Source organism: Nocardioides sp. Iso805N (genome assembly GCF_000364605.1).
In the GTDB taxonomy this organism is placed as follows: Bacteria; Actinomycetota; Actinomycetes; order Propionibacteriales; family Nocardioidaceae; genus Nocardioides.
This window is the reverse complement of sequence record NZ_KB822575.1, coordinates 252390-271148: the sequence shown is the minus strand read 5'-3', so window position 1 is coordinate 271148 and position 18759 is coordinate 252390. Positions and strand designations below refer to the sequence as shown.

The window sequence follows — 18759 nt, the reverse complement described above, 5'->3', positions numbered from 1 at the left end:
GGACACTCAACGCGCGGAAAGTGACCTCTCAACCGACGGAGAGTGACCTCTCAGCGACCTTGGTTGGCGACAGCGAGGGCGGCCGCCGCAGCCGCGTCGGGGTCGAGGTACTCGCCCCCCGCGACTGTCGGCTCGAGCGAATCGTCGAGACGGTAAACCAGCGGCTGCGCGGTCGGGATGTTGAGCGCGGCGATGTCCGCGTCGGAGATGCCATCGAGGTGCTTGACCAGCGCCCGCAGGCTGTTGCCGTGCGCCGTGACCAGCACGGTCTTGCCGGCCTGCAGGTCCGGCACGATCTCCTGCTCCCAGTAGGGGATCAGGCGCTCGACGACGTCCTTGAGGCACTCGGTGCGGGGGACGTCGATACCGGCGTAGCGCGGGTCGCCGACCTGCGAGTACTCGTCGTCGTCGGCCAGCGGCGGCGGCGGGACGTCGTACGAGCGACGCCAGAGCTGGAACTGCTCCTCGCCGAACTTCTGCAGCGTCTCCGACTTGTTCTTGCCCTGCAGAGCGCCGTAGTGGCGCTCGTTGAGGCGCCAGTCGCGCTTGACCGGGATCCAGTGCCGGTCGGCGACGTCGAGCGCGATCGCGGCGGTGTTGATCGCGCGGCGCAGCAGCGAGGTGTGCACGACGTCCGGAAGCACGCCTTTGTCGCGCAGCAGCTGGCCACCGTTGAGGGCCTCGGCGCGGCCCTTGTCGGTCAGCGCGACGTCGACCCAGCCGGTGGAGAGGTTGAGTGCGTTCCACTCGCTCTCGCCGTGGCGGAGCAGGATCAGGGTGGCGGTCATGCCCGGATCACTCACCGATGGCGGGCAGCGACGGGAACGAGCAGTCGTATGGCGCGGTGGGCTCAGCCGATGGCTCGGCGGTGGCCGAGTCGCTCACCGAGGCACTCGCCGAGCCCGTCGGCTCGCTCGAGGCCGACGACTTGTGGTGGCCAGCAGCGGTGCTGGCCTGCGGCGCCACCGAGGCGAACTCGTGGCACTGGGTGACGACGGGGGTCTGCACCGAGACCTCCTCGCCGTCGCTGAACTTCAGCGTCACCGGGATCATCGCGCCGGCCCCGAAGTTGCCGGTCACCTTGATGCCGCCGGCGCTGCTGTCGGCCATGTTGACCGCGCCGGTGTCGGTGACAGCGATCGGCGTGAAGGGCGCCGCCGTCATCTGGAAGGGGCTGTCGGAGCGGGTCGTGAGCCCGACGAGCGTCGGCGCAGTCTTCGCAGCCACGACGGGGTTGGCCGTCGGGTTGAGCGCCAGGGTGGCGATGAAGACGCCACGGTGGCTGGTGTCGGCGACGATCCGCGTCGCGAGCACGCGCATGCCGTTACCGGACTGCACGTAGCCGCCGTTGGCGATCACGTTCGGGCGGTCGGTGGCGTAGTCGAACCCGCAGGAACTCAGCACCGGGGTCGCCAGGCAGACGAGGCCAGCGGCCAGGGCGAGCTTGCGGCTAAGAATGGTCGTCACGGCCGCCATGCTAGCGGCCGTCCGCCCGGCCGTCTTCGCCAGCCCGGTCATTGAGGCGTACGCCGGCCCCTCGCGCGCGTGCAGACAAGCGGTCGCGAGCCGCTACTGACGCAGTCCGACCTGACTGGCGACGTACGCCAGGGCGATCGCAACGGCGGCGGTGTAGACGCTCGCGCCGACCAGCAGCCGGGTCGCGCCCAGCCGCAGGCCGAGCTTGAGGGGCAGGTAGGTCCAGCCGTCGGCGTTGTCGGCGACAAGCCCCCACAGCGCCAGCAGGACGTGCACGCCGATGCCGAGCAACGCGGAGAGCGCCACCATCGCCGGCTGCGGTGCGGCACCGTGCTGACCGCCGCCCCATCCGCCGTAGGAGAGGAACGCCGGGTAGAGCGCGAAGGCGATCGCCCAGGTGAGGAAGGAGAGCAGTCCGCGGCGCAGCACCACGTTGCCGATCATGCCGACCGCGACCGAGGCGAGGTAGCACAGACCCGCTGTCACGCCGTTGGCGATCGCCAGAGGTACGACGAGGAGCACGGCGCAGCACAGCGCGAACCAGACGTTGCCCGCATCGAGCCGACCGTCGGCGATCGGCTTGCCGGAGCGCTCGTGGGCCCGGTCGGCGGCGTCGTCGACGAGGTCGTTGTGCCAGCCGAGGATGACCTGCCCGACCAGCACCGTGCCGAAGACCAACCCGACCTCGCGCACCGGCCGCCCATCCACGGCCGCAGCGCCTGCCAGGACCAGGGCCGTCAGCACGGCCTGGCGCGGGTGTGCGGCGCGGACCAGCAAGAACGGCATCCAGTCGCGGAAGCCGCGCCGGGGACGTGCGGCCGCCCGGGCGACCGCCCTGCCCGACTCGTCGGCCGCGGAACTCGTGAGGGTCTCACTCGTGGTCTGGCTCGAGTCGTGGTTCGAGGGGTGGCCCGTGTCGCGGCTCGCGGTCTCGTCCTGGTCCTGGTCCGGGCCGGGGGATGCGGGGGCATCGGGCTCCGCCGCGGGCGCGACGGTGGCGTCGTCGAGTCCCCGCGCACGGGCGAAAGGCATACGCCGTGGACGCGAGTTTGGCATGCGCGCAGTATCCCCAACCGATCAGGCCGGGGTCATGCAAACCACTGCCCCGGGCGCGTCCCCCGTGTCCCAAATAGTGGGCGCACCACAGCCTGACTGGTTCTGTCAAGCCCTGATTGGGCCTCTGACCTGCGCAAACGCGAATTCCATTGCGTTCAGGTCGTGATAGACTTGGCCGTCTAGGAAGGGGTACCTGACATATGACTTTCACCGTCGGCGAGACCGTCGTCTATCCGAACCACGGGGCCGCTGTCATCGAGGACATCGAGATGCGGACCATCAAGGGCGAGGAGCGACAGTACCTCGTGCTGAGGATCATCGCTCAGCAGGACCTGGTCGTCCGGGTCCCGGCCAACAACCTCGACCTTGTCGGAGTCCGCGATGTCGTCGACCGTGACGGTCTCGACCGCGTGTTCGAGGTCCTTCGCGCTGCGCACGTGGAGGAGCCGACCAACTGGTCGCGACGCTACAAGGCCAACCTCGAGAAGCTGCACAGCGGCGATGTCATGAAGGTCGCCGAGGTCGTGCGTGACCTGTGGCGTCGTGAGCGTGACCGCGGCCTGTCGGCCGGCGAGAAGCGGATGCTGGCCAAGGCGCGCCAGATCCTGGTCTCGGAGCTCGCCCTGTGCGAGCACACCAACGAGGACAAGGCTGAAGCCCTCCTCGATGAGGTCCTCGCTTCCTGACGTCAGAGACGGCGCGTCGCCGGCGTTGTCGTCGCTCGACGGCCGCTTCGCTCAAAGGCCGCCTTCGCGCCGGGCGCCTTGCCAGGGCACGTACCGGACGTCGTCAGGGGAACGTATGACTGAATTCGAAACACCGGCTCTGGGATCCGTGGTCGAGGCCGACCGCGGATCCCTGCCGTTTGCCCTGATCCACGGCGAGGCCCTGGTCGCGTGTGCGGTCTGGGCGCTCGGCGAGGCCGGTGTGACGCCGGTCGACTTCACCGTGCCGTGGGAGGCCGTCGCCGAGGCAGGGGAGGCCTATGTCCTGCACGATGCGCTGTGCCCCATGACGCCGGCGAGTTTCGTCGCCGAATGCGTCCAGCAGGCCGTCGAGCATGACGCCGTCGTGGTGGCGTTCCGGCCCGTCACCGACACCGTCAAGACCGTCGCCGACGGGATGGTGGGAGGCACCCTCGATCGCTCCGACCTGGTCGAGGTCACCTCCCCCATCGTGCTGCCGGCCTCCGTCGTGGCCCAGCTCGACGTCGCCCCGAGCGGCGACTTCGCCGCCATCGCCGCCGCCCTGGCGACGCGCTTCAGAGTCGTCACGCTGGAGGCCCCTGCTGAAGGGCGCCGGGTCGCGGATCTTGACGACGTACGTGTGCTGGAAGCGCTGACGCTGGGATAGTCCGGGGCGGAAATCAGGGCTACCAGCGGGTAACCCATGATTTCCGCCCCGGACTATCCCAGCGCCTCGGCCAGTGCGACGTCCTCGGGGAAGGTCACCTTCAGGTTGGCCCGCGTGGAGGGTACGGCGGCGATCCGGACCCGGCCATAGCGCTCCAGGCAGCCGGCGGTGTCGGTGAACTCCGTCCCTTCCGCGGCCGCCACCCGGTAGGCCGCAAGCAAGTCGACGGCCCGGAACGATTGTGGGGTCTGCACGCCGACCAGAGCTTGCCCACCGCCATCTCCGACATCCCCGACGTCTCCAGCGCCTCCAGCGCCTCCAGCGACCGGGGCGAGCGCACGGGTCAGCAGGTGACCGAGCGGCGCCGCCGGTATCGCGCCACCGTGCTCGCGCGCGGCCGCGATCGTGGCGCTGTAGAGCTGTGCCTCGGCCAGCGGCCGGGCGGCGTCGTGGATCGTGACCACGTCGATCGCGCCGCCCTCGATGTCGGCGGCCAGCACCTGGAGCGCCTGCCACTCCGACGCATGCCGGGTCTCGCCGCCGGCCACGACCGCCACCTCGTGATCGCCGAGCAGTGGCACCACCGCCTCGGCGACCTCGTCCTGCTCGCCCGCCCGGACGACCAGCACGAAGCGAGCGACGTCGGGCACCGACAGTGCGGTGCTCAGCGAGTGGCCGAGCACCGTCGAGCCGCCCAGCGGGAGCAGGATCTTGTTGATCCCGGCGCCGACCCGGGAACCGGACCCGGCGGCGAGGAGCACGATCGCGGCAGGCATGCCGGAAGGCTACTGGCCGGCTTCGAAGGGCGGTCGGGAGCAATCGTTTTCATGGCTGTTACATCCAGAAACGATCCGAGAACCTGGCCGCCCTACGGTCGAGCGCACCATGACACCGCGACAGGCTCCGGGCGCCGCCGAGTGGCAGGCGGTCTGCCGACTCGATGACCTCGAAGTCGAGCGCGGCGCGACGGCGCTCGTGCACGGCCAGGCGATGGCGCTGTTCCGCACGGTCGACGACACCGTCTACGCGCTCGGCAACCACGATCCCTTCGCCCGGACCTCGATGCTGGCCCGCGGCATCGTCGGCCTCCGGGCGGGAGTGCCGTTCGTGGCCTCGCCGACCCATCGGCACGGCTTCGACCTGCGCACCGGCCGATGCTTGGACGATCCCCACGTGGCGGTGCCGGTCTACGCGGTCCAGATCATCGACGGCGTCGTCCACGTGGGGCGTCGGGTCAGGTCGTGACTCAGCGCCGGGTCACCACCCAGGCGGTGGTGTCCTGCGGAAGCAGACCGTCGCGCAGCGGCCCGCTGGTCACCATCACCTCGCCGTCGGGCAGGTCGACCGGCGCCGCACCGAGGTTGGTCAGGCAGTGCCAGCCCCCGGGCCGGGTGAAGTGCAGCAGGTTCGGAGCCGAGTCGACCCAGGTCAGGGACTCCTCGCCCTGCAGCCGGGCCCGTACGGCGATGGCTGCTCGGTAGAGGCTCAGCGTCGAGGACGGATCGTCCTGCTCCGCCTGGACGGACACCGACGCGAACCATCGCGGCTGCGGCAGGTGCGCGCCGCCGGTGCCGAAGCCGAACGACGAGCCCTCGCGGTTCCACGGGATCGGTACCCGGCAGCCGTCGCGGCCCTTCTGCTGGTGCCCGGAGCGCTCGTAGGTGGGGTCCTGCAGCGCGTCGTGGGGGAGGTCGGCGACCTCGTGCAGGCCCAGCTCCTCGCCCTGGAAGAGGTACGCCGATCCCGGCAGCGCGAGCAGCAGCAGCGAGGCGGCCCGTGCTCGTTGCAGCCCGAGCTCCGGGTCGAGCTGGGGCGTCGTACCGTCGCTGTTCACCCAGCCCCGGCCGTCCTGGCCGAGCTGTGCGGGCGCACCGGAGCCGTTCGGCCCGATCGGCAGGCCGTAGCGGGAGGCGTGCCGGACCACGTCGTGGTTGGAGAGCACCCATGTGGAGGACGAGCCGGACTCCTCGCTGGCCTCCAGGTTGCGGGTGATCACGGTGCGGAACGTGCTCGCGTCCCAGTCGGCCTGGAGGAGGTCGAAGTTGAACGCCTGGCCGAGGCTCTCCGGCTGCGCGTAGCGAGCCCGGCGGCTGGGGTGGCACCACGCCTCGGCCACCGCGGTGCGTGGCGGGTCGTACTCGTCGAACACCTTGCGCCAGCCGCGGAAGACCTCCTGGGCATCGTCACGATCCCAGATCGGGTGGTCGCCGACGAGCGGCTGCTGCTGGTCGGGCAGGTCCGGTGCGGAGGGGAGCGGGTCGCTCATGTCCTTGGTCAACGCGTGCGCGACGTCGATCCGGAAGCCGTCCACCCCCCGGTCGGACCAGAACCGCAAGGTGGTGAGGAAGTCCTCGCGAACCTCGGGGTTGTCCCAGTTGAGGTCGGGCTGCTCGGGGGCGAAGAGGTGGAGGTACCACTGGCCATCCGGGACCCGGTGCCAGGCCGGACCGCCGAACATCGAGGGCCAGTCGCTCGGCGGCTCACTGCCGTCGGGACCGGTGCCGTCGCGGAAGTGGTAGCGCTCGCGGGCGGGGGAGCCGGGTGCAGCCGCGAGCGCCTCCCGGAACCAACGGTGCCGGTTGGAGGTGTGGTTGGGCACGATGTCGATGATCAGCTTGATCCCCGCGTCGTGCAGCGCCGCGACCATCGCGTCGAAGTCGGCCAGCGTGCCCAGCAGCGGGTCGACGTCGCGGTAGTCGTCGACGTCGTAGCCGCCGTCGGCCAGCGCCGAGGGATAGAACGGGCTGAGCCAGATCGCGTCCACGCCCAGCGCCTTCAGGTAGCCGACCCGGGACGTGATGCCCGGCAGGTCGCCGACGCCGTCGCCGTCGTGGTCGGCGAAGCTGCGCGGGTAGACCTGGTAGACGACCGCCTGCCGCCACCAGTCGCGGTCGGACATGTCCTGGTTGCTCATCTGGTTCCTTCGGCTCGGTTGCGCGCGATGCTCTGCGCCGTTCGGTGCGGGTGTCCGCGGTGTCGCAAACAGACAGCTACCCGGCAGTGGGCCCGACGATGAGCGCCGTCGCGATCGCGGCCAGCCCCTCGCCACGGCCGGTCAGGCCGAGTCCGTCGGTGGTGGTGGCCGAGACCGTCACCGGAGCGCCGAGTGCGGCGGACAGGGCCGCCTGCGCCTCGGCCCGGCGCGGACCTAGCTTCGGCTGGTTGCCGATCACCTGGATCGTCACGTTGCCGATCGTGAAGCCCGCCTCGCGGACCCGGCGGGCGGTCTCGCCCAGCAGTGTCGCTCCGGCGGCGCCGGCCCACGCGGGCTCCGCCGTACCGAAGTTGGAGCCGAGGTCGCCCAGCCCGGCCGCGGAGAGCAGCGCGTCACAGGCGGCGTGGGCGGCGACGTCGCCGTCGGAATGGCCCTCCAGGCCGACCGGCGAGTCCGGCCACGCCAGGCCTGCCAGGTGCATGGGTACGCCGGGTGCGAGCCGGTGGACGTCTGTTCCGATGCCGATCCGTGGCGGGTTCACGCACTCGATCATGCCCGAGGCACACTGGAGCCCGTGACGCAGTCCGGACCACGGGGGCCCAGCTGGCAGTGGCCCGTGGCTGGTGTGGTCGCGGGCGCCTCCGGCCTCGCCACCAGCTGGTTCGCCGCGAACGCGCTGCACGTGCGGGCCTGGCCGGTGGTCGCCGTCGCCGAGTGGGTGATCCGGCACACGCCCGGTCACGTGGCCGAGACGGCCATCCAGCACCTCGGACACCGGGACAAGCCGGTGCTGGTCAGCATCATCGTGGCGCTGCTGACCGTGATCTTCGCGCTGCTCGGCGCAGCCGGACGCCGGCACTGGTGGGTGCCGATCCTCGGCTTCCTGGTGCTCGGGGTCGTCGGTGGCCTGGCGGTCGCGGCCGAGCGTGCCGAGGGTGGCCACGGCCAGATCGCGGTGATGATCGGCCTGCTGACCTGGGTCGGCGTCTTCGGGCTGATCACCGAGCCGCTGCGCTACCAGCCGCCGGAGGGCCGGCGGGCAGCGCTCCGACTGGGACTGGTGGCTGCCGGCGCGGTCGTGGTGGGCGCGTTCGCGCCGTACGTCGGACGGGGGCGTCGAGCCGTCGAACAGGCCCGCTCCCGGCTCCGTCTCACCGGCGTGACACCTCCGGTGGTGCCGACCGGCGCCGATCTCGGGCTGGCGCTGCCGTGGGCGACCCCGACCGGCGCGTTCTACCGGATCGACACCGCCGTCTCACCGCCGGCACTGGACCCGTCGACGTGGCGGGTGCGGATCCACGGCATGGTCGAGCGTGAGCTGACGCTGTCCCTCGACGATCTGCTCGCCCGGCAGCGCACCCAGGCCTGGATCACGCTCAACTGCGTCTCCAACCCGGTCGGCGGCGACCTGATCGGCAACGCCTGGTGGAGTGGGGTGCTGCTGCGTTCGCTGCTCGCCGAGGCAGGTGTGAAGAGCGGCGCGGATGCGGTGCTGCAGACCAGCGCCGACGGATGGACCTGCGGTACGCCGCTCTCGGCGCTGCAGGACGATCGCAACGCGATGCTGGCGGTGGCGATGAACGGCGCGCCGCTGCCGATCAACCACGGCTTCCCGGTGCGCACGATCGTGCCCGGGCTCTACGGCTACGTCAGCGCGTGCAAGTGGGTGGTCGACCTCAAGGTCACCACCATGGACGACGCGGTCGGCTACTGGATTCCGCTGGGCTGGGCGGTGAAGGGGCCCGTCAAGCTCGCCAGCCGGATCGACCGGCCGGCGTCGGGCGATGTCGTGCCGGCAGGGACATACACGATCGCCGGGGTGGCCTGGCAGCAGGAGACCGGCATCGCGTCGGTCGAGGTCTCCGTCGACGGCGGCGCCTGGCAGAAGGCGACGCTCGGTCGGGTGCCGGACGACGAGACCTGGGTGCAGTGGCGCATCGACGTACCTCTCACGAGTGGGGCGCACCAGGCGCAGGTCCGGGCGGTGAGCAGCAGCGGCGAGGTGCAGACACCCGTACGCCGCGACGTCGTCCCGGACGGTGCCACCGGCTGGCACCGGGTCGACTTCGAGGTCTCCTGACCCGGCCGCGGATGGGCGTCGGTGTCTCGACTTTTCCGATAGCCCCAGCACCATCCCTAGACTCAGCAGGTGACGTTCCGGATCTATGACAGCGCGACCCGCGAAGTGCGTGACTTCGTGCCTCTCGTCGAGGGCAAGGCGTCGCTCTATGTCTGCGGTCTGACCGTCCAGTCCGAGCCCCATGTCGGTCACGTGCGCAGCGGCGTCAACTTCGACGTGCTGCAGCGCTGGCTGCGCCACCGGGGCTACGAGACCACGTTCATCCGCAACGTCACCGACATCGACGACAAGATCCTCCTCAAGGCACGGGACCAGGGCCGTCCCTGGTACAACCTGGCCTACGAGATGCACCGCGAGCTCGCCCAGGCCTACGCCTCGCTCAACGTGGCCGCGCCGACCTACGAGCCGGCCGCCACCGGGCACATCCCGGAGATGGTCGAGCTGATCGCCGAGCTGATCGAGCGGGGGCACGCCTACCCGGCCGAGGACGGCTCCGGCGATGTCTACTTCGACGTCCGCACGTGGTCGGCGTACGGCGAGCTGTCGGGGCAGAAGGTCGAGGACATGGTCGCGGCCGAGGACGCAGATCCGCGCGGCAAGCGCGACGCCCGCGACTTCGCGCTGTGGAAGGGCCGCAAGGACAGCGAGCCCGAGACGGCGTCCTGGCCCTCGCCCTGGGGCCGCGGCCGGCCCGGGTGGCACATCGAGTGCACCGCGATGGCGGGCAAGTACCTCGGGGACGCGTTCGACATCCACGGAGGCGGGCTCGACCTGCGCTTCCCGCACCACGAGAACGAGCTGGCGCAGGCCCGCGCGGCCGGGCGCCCGTTCTCGACGTACTGGATGCACAACGCCTGGATCACCACGGCCGGCGAGAAGATGTCGAAGTCGCTCGGCAACTCGCTGACGATCCCGGCCGTGCTGCAGCGCTTCCGCGGCATCGAGCTGCGCTACTACCTGGTCGCCGCGCACTACCGCTCGCACGTCGAGTTCAGCTTCGAGGCGTTGGAGGAGGCTGCTGTCGGCTTTCGCCGGATCGAGCACTTTCTGGAGCGCGCCGCTCAAGCTCGGGGAACCGACTCCGAGCCCGTCGAGGCGCGGGTGCCCGACGCGTTCGCCGCGTCGATGGACGACGATCTCGGTACGCCGGGTGCGGTCGCGGTGCTCTACGACACGGTGCGCGAGGGCAACCGGCAGCTCGCTGCCGGCGAGGACCCCTCGCTCAGCGTCGCCGCCGTGGTGGCGATGCTCGACGTACTAGGACTCAACCCCGCCGACCCCGCCTGGGGCAGTACGGCGCAGGACGACGACAAGGCCGTGGCCGCTGTCGGCGCTCTGGTCGCCGGGCTGCTGGAGCAGCGCGCGGCGGCACGCGTGGCCAAGGACTGGGCGCGCGCCGACGAGATCCGCGACCAGCTGAAGGCGGCCGGGATCGACCTCGAGGACACCCCCGACGGACCGAAGTGGAGCCTTTCCTGATGGCTGGAAACTCGCAGCGCCGCGGCGCTATTCAGAAGAGCAACAAGAAGGGCGCCACGATCGGCTCCGGTGGGAAGGTCCGTCGCGGCCTGGAGGGCAAGGGCCCGACACCGAAGGCGAAGGACCGCCCCTATCACAAGGCCTACCGCTCCGCGGAGCTCGCCGATCGCTCGGCGGCACGGCGCTCGCCGAAGGGCAGCGGCGGCAGCGGCGGTGCCCAGCGCAAGCGCGGCTCCGGTGACGCCGAGTGGATCATCGGCCGCAACCCGGTCGTGGAGGCCCTGCGCGAGGGCGTCCCGGTCAACGCGGTCTACGTCGCCGAGGGTGCTGAGCGCGACGGCCGGTTGCGTGAGGCCTTCCAGCTCGCCGCCGACCTCGGCATCGGTCTGCTCGAGGTGCCCAAGCCCGAGCTGGACCGGCTCACCGGCTTCAACGGGCACCAGGGCCTCGCCGCCCGAGTGCCGGCGTACGAGTACGCGCACCCCGCGGATCTGCTCGACCGTGCGGCCGAGGCCGGCGAGGACGCGCTGATCGTCGTACTCGACCACGTCACCGACCCGCGGAACCTGGGTGCCATCGTGCGCTCGGCGGCTGCCTTCGGCGCGCACGGCGTGGTGATCCCGGAGCGACGCGCGGCTGGTGTGACGGCGTCGGCGTGGAAGACCTCGGCCGGCGCCGCGGCGCGGATCCCGGTGGCACAGGTGGTCAACGTGAGCCGGGTGCTCAAGGAGTACCAGGAGGCGGGCTGCCAGGTGATCGGCCTCGACATGGACGGCGACCTGCAGCTGACCGACGTCGCCGAGGTCGCCGACGGTCCGCTCGTCGTCGTGGTCGGTGCCGAAGGTGGCGGCCTGGCGCGGCTGGTCACCCAGACCTGCGACCGGATCGTGTCGATCCCGATGGCCAACGCCGTCGAGTCGCTCAATGCGGGTGTGGCGGCGTCGGTGACCCTCTACGCGGTGGCTCAGGCGCGCGCCAACCTGCGTTGAGACGTCACCTTCCGCGGGTCGAGTGGTCACTTTCGGCGAGTGCCGTGGACACTCGACCCGCAGAAACTGACCTCTCGACCTAGTCGGTCGGTGTCGTCAGTGCCTCGTCGGGGCGTTCGGGCAGGATCGAGGCGATGTAGTCCCGCGCGGCGTCGAGCAGCTTGATGCTGTGGCCGGCGCGCTCGGAGAGGAGCCAGCGGTGCACGAGGATCTCGTGGAAGATCTCCGCCGGCTCTAGCTTGCCGGTGGCCGTCTCGGGGATCATCGCCACGATCGGCTCGTAGATCTCCTTCAGCCAGCGCTGGGCGACGACCTCGCGGGGGAGTCCGCCCAGGTCGCGTGAGGCGGTGTAGGCGGCGATGTCGTTGAGCATCCGGCGAGCCTGGGCGTCCTCGGCCTCGATGCCGGTCAGCGCACGCAGCGTGCGCTGGTGATGGCCGAGCTCGACCACCCGGGGCCGCAGCAGGACGGTGTCGCCGTCGTAGTCGGTGACGATGTCGAGCTCCTCCACGTCGAAGCCGAGATCGTTGAGTCGCTCGATGCGCTGCTCGATCTGCCACATCTCGTCGGCGGGGAAGTGGGTCTCGGCGGTGAGCTCGTCCCACAGCGCCTGGTAGCGGCTGTGCAGGCGCTCGACCACCGCCTCGAGCGGGAAGTCCTTGGGTAGCGCGCCGCTGGCCTGGAGGTCCATGATCTCGGCGTACACGTTCTCGCCGGCGACATCGAGGTCGTAGGCGCGCAGCTGCGCGGAGAGCGAGGGCCGCAGCTCACCGGTCTCGGCGTCGACGAGGTAGGCGGCGAAGCCGCCGGCGTCGCGGCGGAACAGGACGTTGGACAGCGACACGTCGCCCCAGTAGAAGTCCGCCAGGTGCAGCCGCACCAGGAGTACGACGAGGGCGTCGATGATCGCCGGGAGGTGGTCGGCGGTGAGGCCGTGCTCGAAGAGGCTGCGATAGGGCAGCGAGAACCGCAGGTGCTCGGTCATCAGTGCCGCGGGCAGCTCGGCGCCATCCGCGTCGACGCGGCCGGTGACCACGGCCTGCGGCACCACTGCGGGCAGGCCGAGCCGCTGGAGGTCGCGCAGCGTCTGGTACTCCCGGAACGCGATCGGCTCCTGGGTCTCCTTGACCGCGTAGATCCGCTGCCCGAGCCGCACGATCCGCACCACGTGCCGGGACAGGCCGCGCGCGAGCGGCACCACGACGTCGGGCGGCCACTCCTCGAGGGGCGTCGACCAGGGCAGCCGCACGATCGCCGGATCGGGGCGGCTGGCGACGATGCGCAGAGCCATGGTGCAACCCTAGTGAGCCAACGGCGGCAACGCTCAGAGCGCCCGGATCTGCAGCCACGCACCGTCCTGCGGGCCGGTGCTCAGCAGCACCTCGCCGTCGAGCTCCCCGAGTCCCTCGAGCCCCTCGAGCCCGGCGAGCGGATCCGGGCCGGCGGTGCGGCGCGCGACGATCAGCAGGGATCCGTTGGGGTGCTCGCGCAGGTAGGCCAGCGCGTCGTCGTCGGCGTACGCCCAGCGCAGGCCGCCCTCGATCAGGGCCGGGTGCTCACGGCGTAGCCGGGCGAGGGCGCCGTAGACCTCGAGGGTCGCGGTGTCCCAGGTCTCGTGGTGCGCCCAGGGCATCGGCCGGCGGCCGTCCTCGCCGAGCACGCCCTCCAGCCCGATCTCGTCGCCGGCGAAGACCATCGGCACGCCCGGCAGGGTGAACTGCAGGCCGGCCGCGACGCGGTGCACGGCCGGGTCGACGACCAGGGTGCGGATGCGCGCGGAGTCGTGCGAGGACAGGATGTTCCAGGACTGCTGGGCCGCCCGCCAGCCGTAGCGGGCCCGCCACTCGCGCAGTTCCCGCATCACCGTCCCGCCGCCGCGCCTGGCGACCGGGACCGGTCGGCCGAAGGCCCGTGCCTCGGTCCGCTCGGCGCGCAGCCAGGACCAGATCGGCCAGGAGAAGCCGGAGTAGTTCATCGTGCCGTGCCAGCCGTCGCCGTCGATGTCGCCGCTGGCATCGTGGTTGTGCTCGCCGATGACCCACGCCTCGGGGTTGACCACGGTGGCGGTGTCGCGAATCGTGCGGGCGACGTCGTGGTTGACGTCGGTCGCGCCGAGCCGGCCGCTCATGTTGGCCACATCGATCCGCCACCCGTCCAGCGAGTACGGCGCCCGCAGCCATCGCGCGACCGTCGAGTCCGGGCCCTCGGTCATCGCCCGGCGCATGTCCGCGCGGGTGTGGTCCAGCTTGGGCAGCGTTTCGTGGCCCATCCAGCACTCGTAGGAGCCGTCGTGGCCGAAGAAGTACCAGTCGCGGGTGGAGCCACCCTCGAGGGCCTGCTGGAACCACTCGTGGGTGTCCCCGGTGTGGTTGGCGGTCAGGTCGCCGAGCAGGTGCCAGCCGCGCTCGTGCACCGCCTCGGCGAGCCGTGCGTAGGCCTCGTCGCCTCCGAGCAGCGGGTCGATCCGGTCGAACGTCGAGGCGTTGTAGCGGTGGTTGCTCTCGCCCGGGAAGACCGGGGTGAGGTAGACCGTGGTGCCACCGACCCGGTCGACGTGGTCGAGGTGGTCGATGATGCCGTCCAGATCGCCGCCGTAGAAGCCCAGCCAGGTGCGGTCGTCGGTGGGCTCGTAGGCCGGCAGGCTGTCCCATGGTTGCGGCTTGGCCCAGGCGGGTGTCGGACGGTCGTCGGCCGCCGAGCTGCGCGCGAACCGGTCGGGGAAGATCTGGTAGACCACCGCGTGCCTGGTCCATGCCGGCGCCGGGGTATGCGCGCTCAGCTTGAAGTCGAACGTGTCGGACGGGTCGTGCGTGACCGTGCCGTTCGCCGTGACCCAGCGCTGGTCACCGTCGCGGTCCTCGATCAGGAAGCGGTAGTGCGTGATCGGGTTGTGCACCGGGATGGTGCCCGTCCACCAGGTCGCGTCGACGCGCTCGCACGCGTGATAGGTCGGCTCGGCGTCGTACGTCGTGCGCACCCAGACCCGCTGCGCCGGGTCGTCGGCCGAGACCCTGAGGCGGACCGTGACGTGTTCGCCGAGCGTCGGCGAGGGCTGGTCGACATACAGCGGGGATCCGTCGTGATGCGGCTCGGAGAGCAGGCTCATGCAGCCATTCAAGCGGAGGCTGTCTAGGATTGGCGCGCTGCCTCGGCGGCATGCCGGTGTAGCTCAGTTGGTAGAGCGTCTTACTTGTAATAAGAGGGTCGCGGGTTCGATTCCTGTCACCGGCTCTGCGTTCCCCGGTCTTGGCGGCTTCACGGGGCAGCTTGATCTGGAGATGGGTAAAGGGGCACAGGTGTGCCCCTTTACCCACGTCCGTCCAGGGTGGGTACGGCAACGGCAGCCGGCGCCGCCCATCGTCCGAGCGTCGCAACCCTGCGTCCCGCCCACTTGCCACAGCGCCATACCTGTGGCGTTGTAGGAGGTATGGCCGAGATACTGCTGCTCCACCACGCCCGTGGCCTGACCGACGGCGTACGGCACTTCGCCGACACGCTGCGCGACGCAGGCCACCCCGTGCACGCTCCTGACCTCTACGAGGGGCGCCTCTTCGACGACACCGACGCGGGCGTCGCACATATGCGCGAGCTCGGCGACGAGGTCCTCAGCCGCCGCGCGGCCGCGGCGGCTGATGCGCTGCCGGCGACAGGACTCGTCTACGCGGGGATGTCGATGGGCTGCGGCTATGCCACCTGGCTGGCCCTCAAGCACCGCCCCGGGAGCGCGCGGGGGATGCTCTTCCTCTTTGGTGCGCCGGACCCGAGATGGTTCGAGGCGGACTGGCCCGAGGGACTGCCGGCAGTCGCGCACCAGACCCTCGACGACCCGTGGCGGGAGGCCGAGGAGGACGAGGGGTTCCGGGAGCGCGTGCCGGGCGGTCAGCTCGTGGACTATCCCGGCAGCGGGCATCTGTTCCTCGACGACAGCACCGACGACTACGACCCGGTGATCGCCGGGCGGGCCACCACCCACATCCTGGCGTGGCTCGACGCGCTGGACGGCAAGGACGGGAAGAGCGAGGGCGCTCAGCTCAGCTGAGTCGCCTCGAAGCGCGTCGGCGGGTGGGCGATGTCCTCCTGCGAGGCGATCAGCTCGAGCTCGCGCCGGCCCGACTCCAGCGTCCGTTCCAGGATCGCGAACATGGTGTTGGCGGTGCGCTCCAGCGCGGTCGGCGTCGACCCGCTGCCGAGCAGGTGTGCCAGGTAGACCGCCGCCGTCACGTCGCCGCCGCCGTTGGGCGTGATCGGCAGGTGGGGTGTGGTGACCCGCCAGGCGCCCGAGTCATCGACAGCGACCAACGACAGGGTGTCAGACCTGTCGGTGACCACCGAGGTGACCAGCACGTTGCGGGGACCGGTCGCGCGCACGCGCTCGACGGCATCGAGTACGTCGGCCAGCCGCGGCGTCGCCTCGAGTCCGGCGAGGAAGTTGAGCTCGAAGTGGTTGGGCGTGATCACGTCCGCCGCCGGTACCACCTGGTCGCGCATGAACTCCGGGATCCCCGGCCGGACGAACATGCCCCGGCCGACGTCGCCCATCACCGGGTCGCAGCAGTAGATCGCGTGCGGGTTCGCCGCCTTGACGCGGGCGACGGCATCGAGCACGACGGCACCGACTGCAGGGTCGCCCTGATAGCCGGACAGTACGGCGGAGACCTCCGGCAGGGCGCCGCGCTCGGAGATCCCCTCGATCACGGCAGCGACGTCCGTCGGAGCCTGCACCGGTCCGCGCCACTCGCCGTACCCGGTGTGGTTGGAGAAGTTCACCGTGAGCACGGGCCAGACCTCGTGGCCCAGCCGCTGGAGCGGGAAGACGGCCGCCGAGTTGCCGACGTACCCGAAGGCCACCTGCGACTGGATCGAGAGGATCTGCATGGTCGGTATCGTGCCTGACATGAGCGATGCGATGGTCTACCGGTCCCTCGGCGACTCGGGCCTGATGGTGAGCGCTGTCGGCATCGGCTGCAACGCCTTCGGTCGCCGGGTCGGTCTCGACGGTGTCAAGGACATCCTGGCCGCGGCGCGCGATGTCGGCGTGACGCTGCTCGACACCGCCGACATCTACGGCGGTGCGGGTGCCAGCGAGACGCTTCTCGGTGAGGCGCTGCAGGGCCAGCGCGAGCACTTCGTGGTGGCGACCAAGTTCGGCATGTCGATGGGCGGCGAGTACGGCGAGGACTTCGGCGCCCGTGGCGCCCGCCGCTACGTCCGTCGCGCGGTGGAGGGCTCGCTGCGCCGGCTGCGGACCGACCACATCGACCTCTACCAGCTGCATCGGCCCGACCCGGTCACGCCGATCGAGGAGACCCTCGCGGTGCTGACCGATCTGGTCCGCGAGGGCAAGGTCGGCTACCTGGGCTGCTCGAACTTCTCCGCCTGGGAGCTCGCCGACGCTGACTGGACCGCCCGGACCGCAGGTCTGGAGCGGTTCGTCTCGATCCAGAACCAGTACTCCCTGCTGACCCGCGACGTCGAGGAGGAGGTCGTGCCTGCGGCCGAGCACTTCGGCGTCGGCGTACTGCCGTTCTTCCCGCTCGAGGCCGGCCTGCTGACCGGCAAGTACAAGCGCGACCAGGCGCCGCCGGCAGGCACCCGGTTCGCCCAGGAGCGCGGTCGCGGCGACTGGCTGGAGAACGCCGACTGGGACAGGATCGAGGACTTCGAGGCATACGCCGCGGCGCGCGATCTCACCCCGATCGACGTCGCCATCGGCGGTCTCGCCGCGCAGCCGGGCGTCTCCTCGGTGATCTCCGGCGCCACCAGCGGCGACCAGGTGCGGACCAACGCGGCCGCGCTGCGCTGGGACCCGACCGAGGCCGACCTCGCGGAGCTGGACGAGATCACCGGTTGAGAGGTCACTTTCGGTGGGTCGAGTGTCCAGCGTGCACTCAACCCACCGAAAGTGACCTCTCGACGCCTCAGGCGACCTGCAGCGACCGCTTCGAGAGCCCCATCCAGAACCCGTCGATCACCTGGATGCCGGGCTCGTCGGGCGTGGTCGCCGCGCCGAGCGTGACGAACAGCGGCGTGTAGTGCTCCACCGTCGGGTGGGCGTAGGGCATGCCGGGTGCCCGATGCTGGTAGTCGGCGAGCGCGTCCACGTCGCCGCGGGCGAGCGCCTCGCCGGCCCAGGCGTCGAAGTCCGCCGACCAACCCGGAGCCTCTGCGTCGATCCGCCATGAGGTCAGGAACGGCAGGCCGTGGGTCAGGAAGCCGGAGCCGATGATCAGCACGCCTTCGTCGCGCAGCGACCGCAGCCGCTCGCCCAGCGCCAGCAGCCGCGTCGGATCCTGGGTCGGCAGCGACATCTGCAGCACCGGGATGTCCGCCGCCGGGTACATGATCCGCAGCGGCACCCAGGCGCCGTGGTCGAGACCGCGGGTGGCGTGCTGGTGGACCGGCTCGGTGGCCGGCATCATCGCCGCCACCCGCTGCGCCAGCCAGGAGGCGTCGGGTGTCTCGTAGGTCATCCGGTAGTACTTCGGGTCGAAGCCGCCGAAGTCGTAGACGAGCGGGGCGCCAGGGGCGCTCAGCATCACCGGGGCCGACTCCCAGTGCGCCGAGACGATCAGGATCGCCCGCGGGCGCGGCAGGTCGGCGGCCCACGCGGCGAGCTGGCCCGACCAGGTCGGGTCGTCGAGAAGCGGCGGCGCGCCGTGGCCGATGTACAGAGCAGGCATCCGGTCGGTCATGACACTCCTCAACTAGTTGAGGATTAAACTTATTCCGCCGGCAACGTCCAGTCCATCGGTACGCCGCCCTGGGCGACCAGGAGGTCGTTGACCCGGGAGAACGGCCGCGATCCGAAGAAGCCGCGATAGGCCGACAGCGGCGAGGGGTGCGCGGACTCGACGTACGGGATCTCTCCGAGCACCGGCTTGAGCGACTGCGCGTGCCGACCCCAGAGCACCGCCACCAGTGGGCCGCCGCGCTCCACGAGGGCCGAGATCGCGCGGCCGGTGACCTCCTCCCAGCCCTTGCCGGAGTGCGAGGCCGGTGCGCCTGGTCGCACGGTCAGGGACCGGTTCAGCAGCATCACGCCGCGCTCCGACCAGGCCGTCAGGTCGCCGTGCTCCGGTGGCTCGATGCCCAGATCGCTCCCCAGCTCGGTGTAGATGTTGCGCAGCGACGCCGGCAGCGGCCGCACGTGCCGTTCGACGGCGAAGGAGAGCCCGATCGGGTGGCCGATCGTCGGATAGGGATCCTGGCCGACGATCAGCACGCGTACGTCGGCCAGCGGCCTGCGGAACGCCGCGAAGACCCGGTCGCCCTCGGGCAGGTAGGGGCGTCCGAGCGCGAGCTGCTCGCGCAGGAAGGCGCCCATCGCGGCGACCCGCTCCTCGACGGGCGCCAGGGCCTCGGCCCAGTCCGCCGCCATCAGCTCTCGCTCG

Annotated in this window: 19 protein-coding genes and 1 tRNA gene; 9 read left to right on the top strand and 11 right to left on the bottom strand. The window is 70.9% G+C overall.

The window, feature by feature from the left end; all coding sequences use genetic code 11:
* Window positions 1-50 precede the first annotated feature (50 nt).
* The 3 genes from H036_RS0101295 to H036_RS0101280 form a co-directional block, all read right to left on the bottom strand.
* Window positions 51-788, bottom strand: coding sequence for a phosphoglyceromutase (locus tag H036_RS0101295; RefSeq protein WP_017932959.1), 738 nt, complete (start codon window positions 786-788; stop codon window positions 51-53).
* Window positions 789-795: 7 nt separating this feature from the next.
* Complete coding sequence (locus H036_RS0101290; RefSeq protein WP_157416925.1) at window positions 796-1467, bottom strand: hypothetical protein; 672 nt, start codon at window positions 1465-1467, stop codon at window positions 796-798.
* A gap of 102 nt (window positions 1468-1569) precedes the next feature.
* Complete coding sequence (locus H036_RS0101280; protein ID WP_157416924.1) at window positions 1570-2532, bottom strand: hypothetical protein; 963 nt, start codon at window positions 2530-2532, stop codon at window positions 1570-1572.
* A 200-nt stretch (window positions 2533-2732) separates the two neighbouring features.
* Between H036_RS0101280 and H036_RS0101275 the strand changes: the two genes are divergently transcribed.
* Together H036_RS0101275 and H036_RS0101270 are read left to right on the top strand one after the other, a co-directional pair.
* Window positions 2733-3218: a CarD family transcriptional regulator gene (locus H036_RS0101275; protein WP_017932955.1), complete on the top strand. Its 486-nt coding sequence runs from the start codon at window positions 2733-2735 to the stop codon at window positions 3216-3218.
* Window positions 3219-3333: 115 nt separating this feature from the next.
* On the top strand, window positions 3334-3885 hold the full coding sequence (locus H036_RS0101270) for a 2-C-methyl-D-erythritol 4-phosphate cytidylyltransferase (protein ID WP_081615391.1): 552 nt from the start codon (window positions 3334-3336) through the stop codon (window positions 3883-3885).
* A 53-nt stretch (window positions 3886-3938) separates the two neighbouring features.
* On the opposite strand, the gene H036_RS0101265 is transcribed toward H036_RS0101270, so the two are convergent.
* On the bottom strand, window positions 3939-4661 hold the full coding sequence (locus tag H036_RS0101265; protein WP_017932953.1) for an IspD/TarI family cytidylyltransferase: 723 nt from the start codon (window positions 4659-4661) through the stop codon (window positions 3939-3941).
* Window positions 4662-4770: 109 nt separating this feature from the next.
* On the opposite strand from H036_RS0101265, the gene nirD reads away from it, so the two are divergent.
* A complete protein-coding gene (gene nirD / locus H036_RS0101260; protein ID WP_017932952.1) occupies window positions 4771-5130 on the top strand; it encodes a nitrite reductase small subunit NirD in 360 nt (119 codons plus the stop codon).
* A gap of 1 nt (window position 5131) precedes the next feature.
* Here the strand turns inward: nirD and H036_RS0101255 are convergent, their stop codons facing one another.
* Window positions 5132-6799, bottom strand: a complete 1668-nt coding sequence (locus H036_RS0101255) for a glycoside hydrolase family 13 protein (protein ID WP_017932951.1) — start codon at window positions 6797-6799, stop codon at window positions 5132-5134.
* 76 nt (window positions 6800-6875) lie between these two features.
* Window positions 6876-7373: a 2-C-methyl-D-erythritol 2,4-cyclodiphosphate synthase gene (ispF, locus tag H036_RS0101250; RefSeq protein ID WP_017932950.1), complete on the bottom strand. Its 498-nt coding sequence runs from the start codon at window positions 7371-7373 to the stop codon at window positions 6876-6878.
* A 21-nt stretch (window positions 7374-7394) separates the two neighbouring features.
* Here ispF and H036_RS0101245 point away from each other — a divergent pair, with 21 nt between their 5' ends.
* The 3 genes from H036_RS0101245 (at window position 7395) to rlmB (ending at window position 11368) form a co-directional block, all read left to right on the top strand.
* Window positions 7395-8900: a molybdopterin-dependent oxidoreductase gene (locus H036_RS0101245; protein ID WP_157416923.1), complete on the top strand. Its 1506-nt coding sequence runs from the start codon at window positions 7395-7397 to the stop codon at window positions 8898-8900.
* A 69-nt stretch (window positions 8901-8969) separates the two neighbouring features.
* Window positions 8970-10379, top strand: a complete 1410-nt coding sequence (cysS, locus tag H036_RS0101240; RefSeq protein WP_017932948.1) for a cysteine--tRNA ligase — start codon at window positions 8970-8972, stop codon at window positions 10377-10379.
* Complete coding sequence (gene rlmB, locus H036_RS0101235; protein WP_017932947.1) at window positions 10379-11368, top strand: 23S rRNA (guanosine(2251)-2'-O)-methyltransferase RlmB; 990 nt, start codon at window positions 10379-10381, stop codon at window positions 11366-11368. Before cysS ends, rlmB begins: the two co-directional genes overlap by 1 nt.
* Before the next feature lie 79 nt (window positions 11369-11447).
* On the opposite strand, the gene H036_RS0101230 is transcribed toward rlmB, so the two are convergent.
* Together H036_RS0101230 and H036_RS0101225 are read right to left on the bottom strand one after the other, a co-directional pair.
* Entirely contained in the window at window positions 11448-12659 is a 1212-nt protein-coding gene (locus H036_RS0101230; RefSeq protein WP_017932946.1) for a DUF4032 domain-containing protein, read from the bottom strand.
* A gap of 33 nt (window positions 12660-12692) precedes the next feature.
* Window positions 12693-14474: a glycoside hydrolase family 13 protein gene (locus H036_RS0101225; RefSeq protein WP_017932945.1), complete on the bottom strand. Its 1782-nt coding sequence runs from the start codon at window positions 14472-14474 to the stop codon at window positions 12693-12695.
* A 52-nt stretch (window positions 14475-14526) separates the two neighbouring features.
* Between H036_RS0101225 and H036_RS0101220 the strand changes: the two genes are divergently transcribed.
* Window positions 14527-14599 (top strand) — tRNA-Thr (locus H036_RS0101220).
* Between the two features lie 196 nt (window positions 14600-14795).
* Window positions 14796-15407: a dienelactone hydrolase family protein gene (locus H036_RS0101215; protein ID WP_017932944.1), complete on the top strand. Its 612-nt coding sequence runs from the start codon at window positions 14796-14798 to the stop codon at window positions 15405-15407.
* Here the strand turns inward: H036_RS0101215 and pdxY are convergent.
* Window positions 15395-16243, bottom strand: a complete 849-nt coding sequence (gene pdxY, locus H036_RS0101210) for a pyridoxal kinase PdxY (protein ID WP_017932943.1) — start codon at window positions 16241-16243, stop codon at window positions 15395-15397. The genes H036_RS0101215 and pdxY overlap by 13 nt on opposite strands.
* A 19-nt stretch (window positions 16244-16262) precedes the next feature.
* On the opposite strand from pdxY, the gene H036_RS0101205 reads away from it, so the two are divergent.
* Window positions 16263-17219: an aldo/keto reductase gene (locus H036_RS0101205; protein WP_232421779.1), complete on the top strand. Its 957-nt coding sequence runs from the start codon at window positions 16263-16265 to the stop codon at window positions 17217-17219.
* Between the two features lie 67 nt (window positions 17220-17286).
* Here H036_RS0101205 and H036_RS0101200 read toward each other — a convergent pair whose 3' ends face one another.
* Together H036_RS0101200 and H036_RS0101195 are read right to left on the bottom strand one after the other, a co-directional pair.
* The gene (locus H036_RS0101200; RefSeq protein WP_017932941.1) at window positions 17287-18060 is read right to left on the bottom strand and encodes a dioxygenase family protein; all 774 of its coding nucleotides are present in this window, start codon (window positions 18058-18060) and stop codon (window positions 17287-17289) included.
* 29 nt (window positions 18061-18089) lie between these two features.
* Window positions 18090-18746: a uracil-DNA glycosylase gene (locus tag H036_RS0101195; protein WP_051068586.1), complete on the bottom strand. Its 657-nt coding sequence runs from the start codon at window positions 18744-18746 to the stop codon at window positions 18090-18092.
* Window positions 18747-18759: the final 13 nt, after the last annotated feature.

Coding starts and splice junctions, on each gene's coding strand:
- H036_RS0101295 (WP_017932959.1), bottom strand. CDS start 788: ATGACCGCCACCCTGATCCTGCTCCGCCACGGCGAGAGCGAGTGGAAC.
- H036_RS0101280 (WP_157416924.1), bottom strand. CDS start 2,532: ATGCCAAACTCGCGTCCACGGCGTATGCCTTTCGCCCGTGCGCGGGGA.
- H036_RS0101275 (WP_017932955.1), top strand. CDS start 2,733: ATGACTTTCACCGTCGGCGAGACCGTCGTCTATCCGAACCACGGGGCC.
- H036_RS0101270 (WP_081615391.1), top strand. CDS start 3,334: ATGACTGAATTCGAAACACCGGCTCTGGGATCCGTGGTCGAGGCCGAC.
- H036_RS0101265 (WP_017932953.1), bottom strand. CDS start 4,661: ATGCCTGCCGCGATCGTGCTCCTCGCCGCCGGGTCCGGTTCCCGGGTC.
- nirD (WP_017932952.1), top strand. CDS start 4,771: ATGACACCGCGACAGGCTCCGGGCGCCGCCGAGTGGCAGGCGGTCTGC.
- H036_RS0101255 (WP_017932951.1), bottom strand. CDS start 6,799: ATGAGCAACCAGGACATGTCCGACCGCGACTGGTGGCGGCAGGCGGTC.
- ispF (WP_017932950.1), bottom strand. CDS start 7,373: ATGATCGAGTGCGTGAACCCGCCACGGATCGGCATCGGAACAGACGTC.
- rlmB (WP_017932947.1), top strand. CDS start 10,379: ATGGCTGGAAACTCGCAGCGCCGCGGCGCTATTCAGAAGAGCAACAAG.
- H036_RS0101230 (WP_017932946.1), bottom strand. CDS start 12,659: ATGGCTCTGCGCATCGTCGCCAGCCGCCCCGATCCGGCGATCGTGCGG.
- H036_RS0101225 (WP_017932945.1), bottom strand. CDS start 14,474: ATGAGCCTGCTCTCCGAGCCGCATCACGACGGATCCCCGCTGTATGTC.
- H036_RS0101215 (WP_017932944.1), top strand. CDS start 14,796: ATGGCCGAGATACTGCTGCTCCACCACGCCCGTGGCCTGACCGACGGC.
- pdxY (WP_017932943.1), bottom strand. CDS start 16,243: ATGCAGATCCTCTCGATCCAGTCGCAGGTGGCCTTCGGGTACGTCGGC.
- H036_RS0101205 (WP_232421779.1), top strand. CDS start 16,263: ATGAGCGATGCGATGGTCTACCGGTCCCTCGGCGACTCGGGCCTGATG.
- H036_RS0101200 (WP_017932941.1), bottom strand. CDS start 18,060: ATGACCGACCGGATGCCTGCTCTGTACATCGGCCACGGCGCGCCGCCG.
- H036_RS0101195 (WP_051068586.1), bottom strand. CDS start 18,746: ATGGCGGCGGACTGGGCCGAGGCCCTGGCGCCCGTCGAGGAGCGGGTC.